Source organism: Paracoccus sp. NFXS7 (assembly GCF_040148865.1).
Taxonomy (GTDB): Bacteria; Pseudomonadota; Alphaproteobacteria; order Rhodobacterales; family Rhodobacteraceae; genus Paracoccus; species Paracoccus marcusii.
The window spans coordinates 743,807-758,872 of sequence record NZ_JAKEKV010000001.1 but is presented as its reverse complement, the minus strand read 5'-3'; the positions used below and the strand labels follow the sequence as shown (position 1 = coordinate 758,872).

Genomic DNA, 15,066 nt, shown 5'->3' with positions numbered 1-15,066 from the left:
GACACAGCGGGGGCCGATCACCGACAGGAACCTCACATGACATATCCCCTGACCATGCGCGCCATGCTTCTGGCCTCGGCGCTGGCGCTTGCACCTGCGGCCTGGGCCGAGACGCCGGCCGACACCCTGGTCGTGGCCCACACGATCGACGACATCATCAGCCTGGACCCGGCGGTAAGCTTCGAATTCGCGGGCAACGACGTCAACAACAACACCTATGACCGGCTGGTCGATTTCAACCCGCTGGACCCCGACGCGGGCTTCCAGCCCAGCCTTGCGACCGAATGGGCGGTGTCCGAGGACGGCCTGTCCATCACCTTCACGCTGCGCGAGGATGCGACCTTCCATTCGGGCAACCCCGTGCGCGCCACGGACGCCGCCTGGTCGCTGCAGCGCGCGGTCAAGCTGGACAAGACCCCGGCCTTCATCCTGACCCAGTTCGGTTTTACCGCCGACAACGTCGATCAGATGATCACCGCCGACGGCAACACGCTGATGCTGACGATGGACAAGCCCTATGCGCCGACCTTCGTGCTGAACTGCCTGACCGCCAACATCGCCAGCGTGGTCGACATGGAGACCGTCATGGCCAACGAGGTCGACGGCGACATGGGCAATGCCTGGCTGAACACGAACGAGGCCGGGTCGGGCGCCTATGTGCTGTCGGCCTGGCGTCCGAACGAGGCGGTGCAGCTGACCGCCTATGAGGATTACTGGCAGGGCGCCCCCGAGATGAAGCGCGTGATCGTACGCAACGTCGCCGAATCCAGCGCGCAACGGCTGCTGCTGGAGCAGGGCGACATCGACGTGGCGCGCAACCTGACGCCGACGGACGTGGAATCCATCGCCGCGGTCGAGGGCGTGACCATCCAGGACGAGCCGCGCGGCCGCATCTTCTACATGGGCCTGAACCAGAAGGACGAACTGCTGTCGAACCCCGCCGTGGTCGAGGCGATGAAGTACCTCGTCGATTACGAGGGCATCACCGGCAGCTTCCTGAAGGGTCAGTTCGTCACCCACCAGACCTTCCTGCCCCAGGGCTATCTGGGCGTGCTGGACGAGCAGCCCTGGACCTATGACGTGGAGAAGGCCCGCCAGATCCTGACCGATGCAGGGATCGAGGGCGGCACCATCACCACCCGCGTGCGCGACCTGCGCGAATACGTGGACGTGGCCCAGACCCTGCAGGCATCGATGGCCCAGGTCGGCCTGACGCTCGAGATCGAGCAGATGACCGGCGCGCAGGTGCTGGACGCCTATCGCGCCCGCGAGGTGCCGATCTTCCTGGGCGAATGGGGGCCGGACTATTCGGACCCGAACACCAATGCCGCGACCTTCGCCTATAACCCCGACAACAGCGACGAGGCCGCGGCCGTGGGCCTGCTGGCCTGGCGCAACGCCTATGAGGTGCCGGCCGAGATGAACGAAGCCACCGTCGCCGCCACCCTGGAGCAGGACGCCGACGCCCGCGCCGCGATGTACCAGGACATCCAGCGCCAGTACCAGGCCGAGGCCCCGATCGTTCCGCTGTTCCAGCGCATCGAACAGGTCGGCCTGCGCGACGGCGTCCAGAACTGGTGGAGCGGCGGCGCCATTTCGTCGGTCATGTATCGTCAGGTGACGAAGGGCGAATAAATGGCCCTGACCGATCCGACCGGCGCCGCGACCGCATCGTCGCGGCGCCGCGCTCTGACCCGCAGGCGCGTGCGCAGCGTGGCGGGGACCGTCCTGTCGCTGGCGCTGACGCTCTTGGGGCTGCTGCTGGTCACCTTCATCATCGGGCGGGTCATGCCGATCGACCCGGTGCTGAAGGTGGTAGGCGACCGCGCCACCCAGGCCCAGTACGACGCCGCCTATGTCGCGATGGGGCTGGACCAGCCGCTGATCGTGCAGTTCCTGTCCTATGTGGGCGATGTGCTGCGCGGCGATTTCGGGCGCTCCATCTCCACCGGGCAGCCGGTGGCACAGGACATCGCCCGCGTCTTTCCCGCGACCTTCGAACTGGCGGCCTTGGGGACCTTCATCGGCGTCGTGATCGGCGTGCCCCTGGGCGTGATCGCGGCCGCGCGGCGCGGCGGCGTCATCGACCAGGTCGCGCGCGTAGTGGCGCTGGTCGGCTATTCGATGCCGATCTTCTGGCTGGGGCTGATGGGCCTGCTGATCTTCTATGGCATGCTGGGTTGGGTCGGGGGGCCGGGGCGGCAGGGAATCATCTATGACGGGATGGTGCCGAACGTGACCGGCATGATCCTGGTCGACAGCCTGATCGCCGGGGACTGGGGCGCGTTCCGCGACGCGTTCTCTCACATCATCCTGCCGGCCAGCCTGCTGGGCTATTATTCGCTGGCCTATATCAGCCGCATGACGCGCAGCTTCATGCTGGAACAGCTGTCGGCGGAATACATCACCACCGCCCGCGTCAAGGGCCTGTCCGAACGCGCCGTCATCTGGGGCCACGCCTTCCGCAACATCGCGATCCCGCTGGTGACGGTCATCGCACTGTCCTTCGGCTCTCTGCTGGAGGGGTCGGTCCTGACCGAGATCATCTTCAGCTGGCCGGGCCTGGGCAGCTACATCACCCGCGGCCTTTTGTCGGGCGACATGAACGCGGTGCTGGGCGGAACGGTGGTCGTGGGCGTGTGCTTCGTCGTGCTGAACCTGTTCAGCGACATCCTGTACCGTTTCCTGGATCCGAGGTCGACATGAGCGCCATGACACGCCGCGATTGGTTGCTGTCCGACGCGCCCCAGACCCGCCGCCAGGCGCGGCTTGGCGCGATCTATCAGGGGTGGCTGACCTTTCGCGCCAACAATCTGGCGATGGTCGGGCTGATCATCCTGGTGCTGCTGATCGGCATGGCGATCCTGGCGCCCTGGATCGCGCCGCAGAACCCCTATGCCCAGAACCTGGCCGACCGGCTACAGCCGCCGTCTGCCGCGCATTGGCTGGGTACCGACGCCCTGGGGCGCGACATCCTCTCGCGGCTGATCCACGGCTCGCGCATCACCCTGTTCATCGTGGGCACGGTCGCGCTAGTCGCGCCGGTCATCGGGCTGCTGATCGGCACGGTGGCGGGGTTCGCCGGGGGCTGGGTGGACCAGGTGCTGATGCGGGTGACCGACATTTTCCTGGCCTTCCCCAAGCTGATCCTGGCGCTGGCCTTCGTCGCGGCCCTGGGGCCCAGCATCGGCAATGCGGTGCTGGCGCTGGCGCTGACCGCCTGGCCGCCCTATGCGCGCCTGGCGCGGGCCGAAACGCTGACCATCCGCAACGCCGACTTCATCGCCGCCGCACGCCTGCAGGGGGCGGGGCGGCTGCGCCTGCTGATCCGCCACATCTGGCCCCTGTGCCTGTCGTCGCTGATCGTGCGGGTGGCGCTGGACATGGCGGGGATCATCCTGTCGGCGGCGGGCCTGGGCTTTCTGGGCCTGGGTGCACAACCGCCGCTGCCCGAATGGGGGGCGATGATATCCGACGGGCGGGGCTATATCCTGGACTTCTGGTGGGTCGCCGCCATGCCGGGCATCGCGATCTTTCTGGTGTCGATGGCCTTCAACCTGCTGGGCGACGGGCTGCGCGACGTGCTGGACCCCAAGGGAGACAAGTCGTGACCGAACCCCTTCTGTCCGTGCGCGACCTGCGCGTCACCTTCCCGACCCGGCAGGGCGAATTCCAGGCCGTGCGCGGCATCGATTTCGACCTGGGCCGCGAACGCCTTGGCGTCGTGGGCGAAAGCGGGTCGGGCAAGTCCATGACCGGCCGCGCGATCCTGGGCCTGGTGCGTCCGCCCGGTCGGGTCGAGGCCGCCCGGATGGAGCTGGAGGGCCAGTCCATCCTGAACCTGCCCGACCGGCAGATGCGCGCCATCCGCGGCGGGCGCATCAGCATGGTCATGCAGGACCCCAAGTTCAGCCTGAACCCTGTGATGACCGTGGGACAGCAGATCATCGAGGCCTATCGCCTGCACGCCCGCGCGCCCCGCGCCGCCGCCCGCGCGAAGGCCCTGGAGATGCTTGAGGCCGTGCAGATCCGTGACCCCGAACGCGTCATGGACAGCTATCCCCACGAGGTGTCGGGCGGCATGGGTCAGCGCATCATGATCGCCATGATGCTGGCCCCCGACCCGCAGATCCTGATCGCGGACGAACCGACCAGCGCGCTGGACGTGTCGGTCCGGACCGAGGTGCTGCACATCATGGACCGGCTGGTCCGCGACCGCGGCATGGGGCTGATCTTCATCAGCCACGACCTGAACCTGGTGGCGCAGTTCTGCGACCGCGTGCTGATCATGTATGCCGGCCGCGTGGTCGAGACGCTGCCCGCCCGCGACCTGCACCGGGCGCAGCACCCCTATACCCGCGGGCTTCTGGACAGCCTGCCGCGGCTGGACGCGCCGGTGTCGCGCCTGTCCGTCCTCCAGCGCCAGGACAGCTGGCGCGACCCCGTCGTGAAAGGCCCCTGAGATGCTGAGCGTTGCCGATCTGACCGTTTGGTTCGGGCAGGAGCCCGACCGCTTCACCGCCGTTCACGACGCGGCCTTCGACGTGGCGCAGGGCGAAAGCTTTGGCCTTGTCGGCGAAAGCGGTTCGGGCAAGTCGACCATCCTGCGCGCCATCGCAGGGCTGATCCCCGGCTGGTCCGGCCACATCGCGGTCGACGGTCAGACCCAGAAGGGAGAGCGGCGCGACCGGACGTTCTTTCGCACCGTCCAGATGGTGTTCCAGGACCCCTATGCCAGCCTGCATCCGCGCCATTCCGTCGATGCCGTCCTGGCGGAAACCCTGCGCCTGCAGGGCATGGACAGGATCGACCAGCGCATCATCAAGCTGCTGGACGACGTGGGTCTGGGCCGGGGGTTCCGCTTCCGCTATCCGCACCAGCTGTCCGGGGGACAGCGTCAGCGCGTGGCGATCGCCCGCGCCCTGGCGGCGGAGCCGCGCCTGCTGCTGCTGGACGAGCCGACCAGCGCGCTGGACGTCAGCGTCCAGGCCGAGATCCTGAACCTGCTGGCCGATCTGCGCGACGAACACGGGCTGACCTATCTGATGGTCAGCCACGACCTGTCGGTGATCGCCCATATGTGCGACCGGCTGGCCGTGATGCAGCGCGGCCGCATCGTCGAGATCCTGCCGGCGTCCCATCTGCGGGCGGGGCAGGGCGCCCAGCCCTATACCACCCACCTGATCGAGGCGTCCGCCGGATACCGCCCGGAGGTTCGCCCATGACCGATGCGCGACAGGATGCGGTCGCCCGCGCCGAAGGTTATTTCGACCAGGGCGGATTCCAGGCCGATCTGGCAGCCTTGGTGGCACATCCGACCGAAAGCCAGGACCCGGCGCAGCGGCCCCATCTGGACCGCTATCTGACCGAGGCGATGATACCGCGCCTGTCCGGTCTGGGTTTCGCCCCGCGGGTGCTGGACAATCCCGACCCGCGCGGCGGCCCCCTGCTGATCGCGGAACGGATCGAGGATCCGGCCCTGACCACGGTCCTGACCTATGGTCATGGCGACGTGGTCCGCGCACAGACCGACCAGTGGCGCGACGGGCTGTCGCCCTTTGTCCTGACCGCCGAGGGCGACCGCCTGTATGGCCGTGGCGCGGCCGACAACAAGGGGCAGCACCTGATCAACCTGGCCGCGCTGCAGGCGGTCATCGAAACGCGCGGGCATCTGGGCTTCAACATGCGGATCATCTTCGAGATGTCCGAGGAGACCGGATCGCCCGGCTTGGCCCAGGTCTGCCGGGACCATGCCGATGCGCTGGCGGCCGATGTGCTGATCGCGTCCGACGGCCCGCGCCTGCAGGCCGACGTGCCGACGCTGTTCATGGGATCGCGCGCCGCGCTGGCCTTTGACCTGGTGCTGGAGCTGCGGTCGGGGGCGCATCATTCGGGCAACTGGGGCGGCCTTCTGGCCGATCCGGCGATGATCCTGGCCCATGCGCTGGCCACGATCTGCGACCGGCGCGGCCAGATCCAGATCCCGGAATGGCGTCCCGACAGCCTGACGCCCGCGCTGCGCGACGCCCTGCGCGACCTGCCGGTGATCGAGGCGGGCGGCCCCCAGGTCGATGCCGATTGGGGAGAGGTCGGGCTGACACCCACCGAACGCGCCTTTGGCTGGAACAGCTTTGCGGTGCTGGCGATGACCGCCGGCGTGCCCGACGCACCCGTGAACGCCATCGCGGGCCGCGCGCGGGCGACCTGCCAGCTGCGCTATGTCGTGGGGACCGATCCGAGCGACATCCTGCCGGCGCTGCGCCGCCACCTGGACCGCCACGGCCATCACGCGGTGCGCATCGTGCCGCGGGACGGCGATCCCGCCCATGCCACGCGGCTGATGCCCGACCACGACTGGGTGCGCCGGGTCGCGGGGTCGGTCCGGCGGACGACCGGGCAGGATCCGCATCTGTTGCCGAACCTGGCCGGGTCGCTGCCCAACGAATGCTTTGCGGAAATCCTGGGCCTACCGACGATCTGGGTGCCCCATTCCTATCGCGGCTGCTGTCAGCACGCGCCCGACGAACATGCATTGCAAGGCCTGTCGCGGCAGGCGCTGGCGATCATGGCGGGGCTGTGGTGGGATCTGGGGACGCCCGCGGATGGCACTTGACCACAGGGGTGACAGATCGGCCGGGCGTCTGAACTCTTTAAACCAACCACCAAGGACGCCCGGCCGATAAGCCTCTTTTGTCTGAAGTCTTCAGCGGCGTCATCCTGTCCTTATGGACAGGAAAAGATGCACCGATTGGTGCGGTAAGGGGTTGAGCGTAAACGGAAAATGGCGACCCCGGCAGGATTCGAACCTGCAACCTATTGATTAGAAGTCAATTGCTCTATCCAGTTGAGCTACGGGGCCCGCGGGCTGGCCTTTCTTAGCGGCAGGCGCATCGGCAATCCAGACGCTAATCGCCTCGGCAAGCACGAACTTGTGCGCAGGACCATCCCATGACCATGGAACGGCACCCGCGGGGCCGGTGTTGATGTGCCACACCACCTGAAGGAGGTTGACATGGACCACGCAAATCACACGCGACTGACCCACGACGAACTGACCGAGGCCGTTCTGGACGGCGCGACCGTCTATGGCCCGGGCGACGAAACCGTCGGCAGCGTGTCGCACACGCATGGCATGGGCGCTTCGGCCAAGGTCGTTCTGGACGTTGGCGGATTCCTGGGTATCGGCGCCAAACCGGTCATGGTTCCGGCGACTGACCTGGATTTCATGCGCGACGAAAGCGGCACCGTGCATGCCCGGACCAACTGGACCAAGGATGATCTGAAGGCTCTGCCCACGCACGAGCACTGATTGTTCGACAGGAAGACGACGGCGCGCATCGCAGGATGCGCGCCGTTTGCATTAAAGCATCAGCGTCATGAAGACCGAATGCGGGTCGGCGCGATAGCTGCCGAAAGGCGGGCATTCCGTGAACCCCTCGCGGGCATAGAGGCCACGCGCCGCGACAAATCCCGGCTGCACGCCGGTTTCCAGCGACAGCTTGGCATAGCCCGCATTCCGCGCGTGACCCAGCATGTGCCGCAGCAGCATCCGCGACACGCCCCGCCCGCGCTGTTCGGACAGCACGTGCATCGATTTCAGCTCTCCCTCGGATGCGCCCAGATCCTTGATGGCGCCCATGGCGACAGGTTGGCCCGCGTCGCGCACGACGAAAAAAGCGATGGCGGGGTTCTCCAGCGCCTCCTTGGGCATCATGTGGATCGATCCCGGCGGGGTATCGACATGCATCTCGTCGGTGTGACGTTGGAACAGCAGGTCCAGGTCGGGCCCAAGCGGGCTTTCCAGGTCGATCGTCAGCGTCATGTTGGGGTCCTGTCGCCACATGGTCACGGCGGGGCACTATCCCGCCGTGACGCGCGCGTCAAAGGCTTAGCCGCGCGGGGCGGTCGCCTGGTCCAGCACCGGCACAAGCCGGGCCATCGTGCCGTCGACATCGCGCAGCTTGTCCAGACCGAACAGCCCGATGCGGAAGGTTGAGAAGTCGGCCCCCTCATCCACGGCCAACGGCACGCCCGCCGCGATCTGGGTGCCGAGGGCGGCAAAGGCCTTGCCGGACTTGACCTCGGGGTCGTCGGTATAGCTGACCACGACGCCCGGCGCCTGGAACCCCTCGGCCGCGACCGATCGGATGCCGCGCGCGGACAGTTCGTCGCGGACCGCCCGGCCAAGGCGCCATTGCGCGTCGCGCGCGGCGGCGAACCCCATCGCGCGGGTCTCCTCCATCGCGTCGCGCAGGCCCAGCAGCGCGTCGGTGGGCATGGTCGCGTGATAGGCATGGCCGCCATCCAGATAGGCCTGCATGATCGCGCGCCATTTCTTCAGATCCAGCGCAAAGCTGTCGCTGTCGGTGGTGGCCAGTCGTTCGGCGGCGCGATCGGACAGCATGACCAGGCCTGCGGCGGGCGAGGCCGACCAGCCCTTTTGCGGGGCCGAGATCAGCACGTCCACGCCCGTGGCCCGCATGTCGACCCAGATGGCGCCCGACGCGATGCAGTCCAGCACCATCAGGGCGCCCACCTCATGCGCGGCATCGGCCAGCGCGGTGATATAGTCGTCGGGCAGGATCAGCCCGGCCGAGGTCTCCACATGCGGGGCAAAGACCGCGTCGGGGCGCGTCTCGCGGATGCGGGCCACGACCTCGTCGATGGGCGGGGGCGCATAGGCGGGCTGGGGCGCGTTCCCTTGCGGGCGGGCCTTGACCACGGTCACCTCGCGCGCAAATGCGCCCGCGTCGAATATCTGGCTCCAGCGATAGCTGAACCAGCCGTTCCTGACGATCAGCGCATGCGCGTCGCGCCCGAACTGGCGCGCGACCGATTCCATCGCATAGCTGCCGCCGCCCGGCACGATCGCCACCTGGGCGGCGCCATAGACCTCGCACAGACCCGCCGACAGATCGCGCATGACCTGCTGAAAGCGTTTCGACATGTGGTTCAGGGACCGGTCGGTGAACACGACCGAGAATTCGTCAAGGCCGTCCGGGTCGATCTCGGGGCGTTGATGGGGCATGGGTGCATCCTTTCCGTTGCGCGCAGCCTAGCGCCTGTGGGTCCGCGCGGCCAGACCGCCAAAAGGCGCAAACGCCCCCCCTTGCGGCCCCCCCTGCGGGGCGACTAGGCTTCGGACACAAGCAACATCAAGGTTTTTCATGCGGATCGGCATCCTTCAATGCGGCCAGTCGCCGGCGCAGCTGAAGCGGGATTTGGGCGACTATCCGGACATGTTCGTGCGCCTGCTGGCCGGGCGCGGATTCGACTTCACCACCTGGCATGTCGAGGGGATGGAGTTTCCACAGGACATCCACGATGCCGACGGCTGGCTGCTGACCGGCTCGCGCCACGGGGCCTATGAGGATCACGCCTTCATCCCGCCGCTGGAGGATTTCATCCGCCGCGTCCATGACGCAGGCGTGCCGATGGTCGGCATCTGCTTTGGTCATCAGATCATCGCGCAGGCCCTGGGTGGCACCGTGGTCAAGCATTCCGGCGGTTGGGCCGTGGGCGCGCAGGATTACGATTTCGGCGGCCAGCCCGTCACGCTGAACGCCTGGCACCAGGATCAGGTCGTGGCCCTGCCGCCCGGCGCGCAGGTCGCGGGCCGGAACGCGTTCTGCGAGAATGCCGCGCTGATCTATGGCGACCGGGCCTTTACCGTGCAGGCGCATCCGGAATTCGGCGACGATTTCATCCAAGGCCTGATGGACACCCGCGCCAAGGGTGTCGTGCCGGACGACCTGCTGGCCGGGGCTGCGGCCCGCATGGGGCAGGCCGATGGCGCGTCCCTGCTGGCCGACCGGATCGAGGCCTTCTTCAAGCAACCCCGCGCCCTGGCGCGAGCCGACAAAGGTGCCGCATGAGCGACTGGACCGAGAAACTGCCCCAGGCCGCGCGCGACTTCATGTCGGGGCGCCGCCTGGACGAGGTCGAATGCATCGTGGCCGACATGGCGGGCGTGGCCCGTGGCAAGGCGATGCCCGCGTCGAAATTCGCGCGTCAGAACCAGTTCTATCTGCCCAATTCGATCTTCCTGCAGACGATCACCGGGGAATGGGCCGACAACCCGTCGGGCGCCTTCACCGAACCGGACATGGTGATGGTCCCCGACTATTCCACCGCCACCGCCGCGCCTTGGACCGCGGACTGGACCATCCAGGTCATCCATGACGCGACCGACCAGCAGGGCAACCCCATGCCCATCGCACCGCGCAACGTGCTGAAACGCGTGGTGCAGCTGTACCGCGAGAAAGGCTGGAACCCGGTCGTGGCGCCCGAGATGGAGTTCTTCCTGGTCGCCCGCAACATCGACCCGAACCAGCCGATCATCCCGCCCATGGGACGCACGGGGCGTAGGGCTGCGGCGAAGCAGGCCTATTCCATGTCGGCGGTGGACGAATACGGCAAGGTCATCGACGACATCTATGACTTTGCCGAGGCGCAGGGTTTCGAGATCGACGGCATCCTGCAGGAGGGCGGCGCGGGCCAGGTCGAGATCAACCTGAACCACGGCGATCCGGTGGCCCTGGCCGACGAGATCTTCTACTTCAAGCGGCTGATCCGTGAGGCCGCGCTGCGCCACGACTGCTTCGCGACCTTCATGGCCAAGCCCATCGAGGGCGAGCCGGGCAGCGCCATGCACATCCATCATTCGATCACGGATATCGAAACGGGCCGGAACATCTTTTCCGACGAAAAAGGCCGCGAGACGCCGGCCTTCCTGCATTTCATCGCCGGCATGCAGAAGCACCTGCCCGCGGCCATCGCGCTGCTGGCGCCCTATGTGAACAGCTATCGCCGCTATGTCCCGGACTTCGCGGCGCCGATCAACCTGGAATGGGGGCGCGACAACCGTACCACGGGCCTGCGCGTGCCGATCTCGGGGCCGGAGGCGCGGCGGCTGGAGAACCGGCTGGCGGGCATGGACTGCAACCCCTATCTGGGGATCGCGGCCAGCCTGGCCTGCGGCTATCTGGGCCTTCTGGAGGCCGAGAACCCGCGCGCCGAATGCCTGGGCGACGCCTACATGTCCGAGGACGAGCTGCCCTACAACCTGGGCGACGCGCTGGACCTGATGTCGGAGAGCGCGCCCATGCGCGGCGTCTTGGGCGAGGATTTCTGCGCCGTCTACGAATCGGTCAAGCGCAATGAATACAAGGAGTTCCTGCAGGTCATCAGCCCGTGGGAACGCGAACATCTGCTGCTGAACGTATGAACCTGCTGCACCTGAACGACGGGCTAGGGGCCTATCCGCCCAGCCTCTATGCCGACCAGTGCGGGCCGCAGCCCGACCTGCCGCCCCTGCGGGGCGAGGCGCGGGCGGATGTTGCGGTGATCGGGGCGGGCTATACCGGCCTGTCGGCCGCGCTGCATCTGGCGCGGCGGGGCCTGTCGGTCCGGGTGCTGGAGGCGCAGCGCGTGGGGTTCGGCGCCTCTGGCCGCAACGGCGGACAGATCGGGTCCGGCCAGCGGCAGGAGGTCGCCTGGCTGGAGGCGCAGCTGGGCCGCGACACGGCCCGCCGCCTGTGGGACCTGGCCGAGGAGGCCAAGGCCGCCGTCCGCACCATCGCCGCCGAAGCGGGCGTGCGGGTCCGCGACGGCATCGCACATGCCTGCCGTACCGCGTCCGAGGTCGATCACGCCCGCCACATGGCCGACCATCTGGCACGGCATTACGGCTACGACCGGGTCACGCCCCTGGATCGCGACGGGCTGGCGGCGGCCTTGGGCAGCACTGCCTATGTCGGCGGCGATCTGGACCGCGGGGCGGGGCATGTGCAGCCGCTGGCGCTGGCCCTTGGGATGGCGCGGCTGGCGCGGGATGCGGGCGTCGTGATCCATGAGCGCGCGCAGGTCACCGGCCTGACCCATGGTGCGCCCAGCATCATCCGCACCGATCAGGGCGTGCTGCGGGCCGACCACGTCATCCTGGCCTGCAACGGCTATCTGGGCGATCTGGACCGGGGCGTCGCCGCGCGGGTCATGCCCATCAACAACTATATCGTCGCGACCCCGCCGCTGGATGATCACCCCGAGATCCTGCCGGACCGCATCGCGGTGGCAGACACGAAGTTCGTGGTGAACTACTGGCGCGTCGACGACGACCGGCGGCTGGTCTTCGGCGGTGGAGAGACGGTCACCTACCGCTTTCCGCGTGACATCGCGGCGGTGGTGCGGCCGCATCTGCTGTCGGTCTATCCGCAGCTGCGGAATGTGCCCCTGACCCATGCCTGGGGCGGGACGCTGGCCATCACCATGAACCGCATGCCCTGCTTCACCCGGCCCGCGCCGAACTGCCTGTCGGCCAGCGGCTATTCCGGGCATGGCGTGGCGATGGCCACGCTGGCGGGGCGGCTGATGGCCGAGGCCGTGGCGGGCCAGGCCGAACGGTTCGACGCCATGGCCGCCGTTCCCACCCGGCCCTTTCCGGGCGGTGCGGCCCTGCGCAAGCCGCTGCTGGTGGCGGGGATGGCGTGGTTCGGGCTGCGCGACCGGTTAGGGTTTTAGGCCCGTCCGGGCCAGCACCTGCTGACGGATCTCGGCCGATTCGCGGTCGGTCATGCCCAGAAGGCTGGAGACCAGGCGAATCAGGCTGTCCTCATCCGCGCCGCGGCTGTTGTCGGCATAGGCGACCTCCCACAGCGCGGCCAGAACGGCACGACGATCCTCCAGCGCGATGCGGTCCTTGATCTGGCGGGTGAAGCGGACGGTGTCGCTGGCCTCCGACTCCAGCGCCTCGGCCTGGGCGCGACGGGCGGCGGCCTCGGCCGCGGTCAGGCCGCGGCGGGACAGGACCTGCTCGATCCGGTCGCGTTCGGCCTGATCGTAATGATCGTCGGCCCGCGCCACGCGCACCAGCAGCGCGGCGATGGCCAGTTCGGCATCGTCGCGGTCGATCGGCGCGGCGGTATCGCCCATCAGGCGTGTCAGAAGGTCCATGAACATGGCCGAAGGATGCCCCCGCAGGCGCCCGCGGTCTAGCCGGGCCAGCCCTCGACGATGATCACATCTGCGGCAGAGACCGGCTCGCGCAGCGCCTTGGCCGCCTGATAGCCGGGACTGTCGTAACAGGCCTGCGCCGCCTCCAGCGACGGGAACTCGATCACGACGCTGCGGGGGCGGGCCTGGCCCTCGACCACCTGCTGCGGCCCGCCGCGCACCAGAAAGCGCGCGCCGTATCCGGCAAAGGGGGCGGCATTGGCCCGGCGATAGGCATCATAGGCGTCGGGGTCGTCGATCGTCACATGGGCGATCCAATAGGCCTTGGTCATGTGTCCTCCGGAATGCGGATGCGGCCCTGGGCCACGGGAACGGCACGGCCCGACACGCGGACCTGCGCCAGCGCGCCGCCCCTGACGGTGATGCGCAGGCCCAGCTGCGACGGGCGCCCCATCTCGACCCCCTGGCGCAGGGACAGGCGCGTCTCTCCCTCGGGCAGGACGCCTGCGGCCAGCAGGGGGGCGGCCAGGGTCGCGGTGGCCGATCCGGTGGCGGGGTCCTCGGGGACGCCGCTGCCGGGGGCGAACATGCGCGCGCGAAACCCTGCGCCGTCGGGGGCATAGGCATAGACCTTGCCGACCCGTGCCGTCAGCGCCTCGAATGCGGCCCCGGCCGGGCGGGCATCCGCCAGGGCCTGCGCGTCGCGCAGCGGCAAGAAGATGAAGGCCGGACCCGCATGGGCCACGACCGGGCGGTGCGTGTCGAAACCCACCTGATCCGCGCCGAGGCCCAGGCCCGCCGCCGCCAGGTCAGCGGCAACCGCATCGCCCAGCTGCGGCAGCACGGGGGCCGCGAATTCGGCCAGACCGTTGCGGATGGTCACGGGGACCGGCCCGGCCTCCTCCTCCAGCACCAGATCGCCGTCGCCCGCCGACAGGTGCAGCGCGCAGCCGATGGTAGGGTGACCCGCGAAGGGGATCTCTGCCAGCGGCAGGAAGATGCGGACGCGAGCGCGGTGCGCGGGATGGCGCGGCGCCATGACAAAGATCGTCTCGGACAGGTTGAACTGGCGGGCGATGGTCTGCATCTGCCGCGTGCTCAGGGCATCGGCCCCCATGACCACGGCCAGCGGATTGCCCGCAAAGGGCCGGTCGGTGAAGACGTCATAGACATGATATTCTAGCATCATCGCCCCGGTTCAGTATTTTTGCGGAACATACAGCTCGCGGGGGACCGCGTCGCGCTCATAATCGGGGTTGAAGACGCGGTCGGGCAGGGTGATCTGTTCGTGGTCCACGTCGCCATAGGGGATCAGGCCCAGCAGGTGGTCGATGCAGTTCAGACGCGCGCGCTTCTTGTCGTTGCCGGGCACGATGTACCAGGGCGCCTCGGGGATGTTCGTGCGTTCGAACATGTCCTCCTTGGCCTTGGTATAGGCCTCCCACCGGACGCGGGACTGCAGGTCCATGGGCGACAGCTTCCACTGCTTCAGGGGGTCGTGGATGCGCATCTGGAACCGCATCTGCTGCTCCTCGTCCGTGATCGAGAACCAGTACTTGACCAGCCGGATGCCCGACCGCACCAGCATGCGTTCGAATTCGGGCACGTCCTGGAAGAACTGTTCGACCTGATCCTCGGTGGCAAAGCCCATGACGCGTTCGACGCCCGCACGGTTGTACCAGCTGCGGTCGAACAGCACGATCTCTCCGCCCGCCGGCAGGTGGGGGACATAGCGCTGGAAATACCACTGCGTCTTCTCCCGGTCGGACGGGGCGGGCAGGGCGACGACGCGGGCCACGCGCGGGTTCAGCCGCTGCGTGATGCGCTTGATGGCGCCGCCCTTGCCGGCGCTGTCGCGCCCCTCGAACAGGACCACGACGCGTTCGTTGTTGTGGCTGACCCAGTCCTGAAGGCGGATCAATTCGGATTGAAGGCGCAGCAGTTCGCGGAAATACAGCTTGCGGTCCATCTGGTCGGGATGGTGGCTGCGATAGATGCGCCGGATCTCGGCCGACAGGGCGGCGTCCTCCATCTCCAGCTCGATATCCTCGTCCAGGGTCTCCTGCAGTTCTGCCTGCAGCCAGTCCTTGTAGTCGTTCATCTGCGTCTCCGGTG

At 68.0% G+C, this 15,066-nt stretch carries 16 protein-coding genes and 1 tRNA gene; 10 read left to right on the top strand and 7 right to left on the bottom strand.

Annotation, left to right across the window (positions count from 1 at the left end):
• Window positions 1–36: 36 nt before the first annotated feature.
• The 6 genes from LZ686_RS03765 to LZ686_RS03740 are packed head-to-tail and all read left to right on the top strand — an operon-like array spanning window position 37 to window position 6,613.
• On the top strand, window positions 37–1,635 hold the full coding sequence (locus LZ686_RS03765) for an ABC transporter substrate-binding protein (RefSeq protein WP_349547021.1): 1,599 nt from the start codon (window positions 37–39) through the stop codon (window positions 1,633–1,635).
• Complete coding sequence (locus tag LZ686_RS03760; RefSeq protein ID WP_148912015.1) at window positions 1,636–2,706, top strand: ABC transporter permease; 1,071 nt, start codon at window positions 1,636–1,638, stop codon at window positions 2,704–2,706.
• Entirely contained in the window at window positions 2,703–3,611 is a 909-nt protein-coding gene (gene nikC / locus LZ686_RS03755) for a nickel transporter permease (RefSeq protein ID WP_349547020.1), read from the top strand. Before LZ686_RS03760 ends, nikC begins: the two co-directional genes overlap by 4 nt.
• The gene (locus tag LZ686_RS03750; RefSeq protein WP_045981644.1) at window positions 3,608–4,462 is read left to right on the top strand and encodes an ABC transporter ATP-binding protein; all 855 of its coding nucleotides are present in this window, start codon (window positions 3,608–3,610) and stop codon (window positions 4,460–4,462) included. Before nikC ends, LZ686_RS03750 begins: the two co-directional genes overlap by 4 nt.
• 1 nt (window position 4,463) lies before the next feature.
• On the top strand, window positions 4,464–5,225 hold the full coding sequence (locus LZ686_RS03745) for an ABC transporter ATP-binding protein (protein ID WP_349547019.1): 762 nt from the start codon (window positions 4,464–4,466) through the stop codon (window positions 5,223–5,225).
• On the top strand, window positions 5,222–6,613 hold the full coding sequence (locus tag LZ686_RS03740; protein WP_349547018.1) for a M20 family metallopeptidase: 1,392 nt from the start codon (window positions 5,222–5,224) through the stop codon (window positions 6,611–6,613). Before LZ686_RS03745 ends, LZ686_RS03740 begins: the two co-directional genes overlap by 4 nt.
• A gap of 169 nt (window positions 6,614–6,782) precedes the next feature.
• Here LZ686_RS03740 and LZ686_RS03735 read toward each other — a convergent pair.
• A tRNA-Arg gene (locus tag LZ686_RS03735) sits at window positions 6,783–6,859 on the bottom strand.
• 153 nt (window positions 6,860–7,012) lie between these two features.
• On the opposite strand from LZ686_RS03735, the gene LZ686_RS03730 reads away from it, so the two are divergent.
• Entirely contained in the window at window positions 7,013–7,309 is a 297-nt protein-coding gene (locus LZ686_RS03730) for a hypothetical protein (RefSeq protein ID WP_045981641.1), read from the top strand.
• 51 nt (window positions 7,310–7,360) lie between these two features.
• On the opposite strand, the gene LZ686_RS03725 is transcribed toward LZ686_RS03730, so the two are convergent.
• Complete coding sequence (locus LZ686_RS03725; RefSeq protein WP_349547017.1) at window positions 7,361–7,822, bottom strand: GNAT family N-acetyltransferase; 462 nt, start codon at window positions 7,820–7,822, stop codon at window positions 7,361–7,363.
• Window positions 7,823–7,888: 66 nt separating this feature from the next.
• On the bottom strand, window positions 7,889–9,028 hold the full coding sequence (locus tag LZ686_RS03720; RefSeq protein WP_295168949.1) for an aminotransferase class V-fold PLP-dependent enzyme: 1,140 nt from the start codon (window positions 9,026–9,028) through the stop codon (window positions 7,889–7,891).
• 139 nt (window positions 9,029–9,167) lie between these two features.
• Between LZ686_RS03720 and LZ686_RS03715 the strand changes: the two genes are divergently transcribed.
• The 3 genes from LZ686_RS03715 to LZ686_RS03705 are packed head-to-tail and all read left to right on the top strand — an operon-like array spanning window position 9,168 to window position 12,519.
• Window positions 9,168–9,875, top strand: coding sequence for a type 1 glutamine amidotransferase (locus LZ686_RS03715; RefSeq protein WP_282028699.1), 708 nt, complete (start codon window positions 9,168–9,170; stop codon window positions 9,873–9,875).
• Window positions 9,872–11,227 (top strand): glutamine synthetase family protein, encoded by a 1,356-nt coding sequence (locus LZ686_RS03710; protein WP_045981637.1) that lies wholly within the window; start codon window positions 9,872–9,874, stop codon window positions 11,225–11,227. The genes LZ686_RS03715 and LZ686_RS03710 overlap by 4 nt, the downstream gene beginning before the upstream one ends.
• Window positions 11,224–12,519, top strand: coding sequence for an NAD(P)/FAD-dependent oxidoreductase (locus tag LZ686_RS03705; protein ID WP_349547016.1), 1,296 nt, complete (start codon window positions 11,224–11,226; stop codon window positions 12,517–12,519). The genes LZ686_RS03710 and LZ686_RS03705 overlap by 4 nt, the downstream gene beginning before the upstream one ends.
• Here the strand turns inward: LZ686_RS03705 and LZ686_RS03700 are convergent.
• Genes LZ686_RS03700 through ppk2 form a run of 4 tightly spaced genes read right to left on the bottom strand, consistent with a single transcriptional unit; the run spans window position 12,508 to window position 15,052 of the window.
• The gene (locus LZ686_RS03700; protein WP_349547015.1) at window positions 12,508–12,951 is read right to left on the bottom strand and encodes a tellurite resistance TerB family protein; all 444 of its coding nucleotides are present in this window, start codon (window positions 12,949–12,951) and stop codon (window positions 12,508–12,510) included. The two genes, LZ686_RS03705 and LZ686_RS03700, sit on opposite strands and share 12 nt — an antisense overlap.
• 38 nt (window positions 12,952–12,989) lie before the next feature.
• Complete coding sequence (locus tag LZ686_RS03695; RefSeq protein WP_127898942.1) at window positions 12,990–13,283, bottom strand: DUF1330 domain-containing protein; 294 nt, start codon at window positions 13,281–13,283, stop codon at window positions 12,990–12,992.
• Entirely contained in the window at window positions 13,280–14,140 is an 861-nt protein-coding gene (locus tag LZ686_RS03690) for a PhzF family phenazine biosynthesis protein (protein ID WP_349547013.1), read from the bottom strand. The genes LZ686_RS03695 and LZ686_RS03690 overlap by 4 nt, the downstream gene beginning before the upstream one ends.
• A 9-nt stretch (window positions 14,141–14,149) precedes the next feature.
• A complete protein-coding gene (ppk2, locus tag LZ686_RS03685) occupies window positions 14,150–15,052 on the bottom strand; it encodes a polyphosphate kinase 2 (RefSeq protein WP_045981633.1) in 903 nt (300 codons plus the stop codon).
• Between the last annotated feature and the right edge of the window lie 14 nt (window positions 15,053–15,066).

Coding starts and splice junctions, on each gene's coding strand:
- LZ686_RS03765 (WP_349547021.1), top strand. CDS start 37: ATGACATATCCCCTGACCATGCGCGCCATGCTTCTGGCCTCGGCGCTG.
- LZ686_RS03760 (WP_148912015.1), top strand. CDS start 1,636: ATGGCCCTGACCGATCCGACCGGCGCCGCGACCGCATCGTCGCGGCGC.
- nikC (WP_349547020.1), top strand. CDS start 2,703: ATGAGCGCCATGACACGCCGCGATTGGTTGCTGTCCGACGCGCCCCAG.
- LZ686_RS03745 (WP_349547019.1), top strand. CDS start 4,464: ATGCTGAGCGTTGCCGATCTGACCGTTTGGTTCGGGCAGGAGCCCGAC.
- LZ686_RS03740 (WP_349547018.1), top strand. CDS start 5,222: ATGACCGATGCGCGACAGGATGCGGTCGCCCGCGCCGAAGGTTATTTC.
- LZ686_RS03730 (WP_045981641.1), top strand. CDS start 7,013: ATGGACCACGCAAATCACACGCGACTGACCCACGACGAACTGACCGAG.
- LZ686_RS03725 (WP_349547017.1), bottom strand. CDS start 7,822: ATGACGCTGACGATCGACCTGGAAAGCCCGCTTGGGCCCGACCTGGAC.
- LZ686_RS03720 (WP_295168949.1), bottom strand. CDS start 9,028: ATGCCCCATCAACGCCCCGAGATCGACCCGGACGGCCTTGACGAATTC.
- LZ686_RS03715 (WP_282028699.1), top strand. CDS start 9,168: ATGCGGATCGGCATCCTTCAATGCGGCCAGTCGCCGGCGCAGCTGAAG.
- LZ686_RS03710 (WP_045981637.1), top strand. CDS start 9,872: ATGAGCGACTGGACCGAGAAACTGCCCCAGGCCGCGCGCGACTTCATG.
- LZ686_RS03705 (WP_349547016.1), top strand. CDS start 11,224: ATGAACCTGCTGCACCTGAACGACGGGCTAGGGGCCTATCCGCCCAGC.
- LZ686_RS03700 (WP_349547015.1), bottom strand. CDS start 12,951: ATGGACCTTCTGACACGCCTGATGGGCGATACCGCCGCGCCGATCGAC.
- LZ686_RS03695 (WP_127898942.1), bottom strand. CDS start 13,283: ATGACCAAGGCCTATTGGATCGCCCATGTGACGATCGACGACCCCGAC.
- LZ686_RS03690 (WP_349547013.1), bottom strand. CDS start 14,140: ATGATGCTAGAATATCATGTCTATGACGTCTTCACCGACCGGCCCTTT.
- ppk2 (WP_045981633.1), bottom strand. CDS start 15,052: ATGAACGACTACAAGGACTGGCTGCAGGCAGAACTGCAGGAGACCCTG.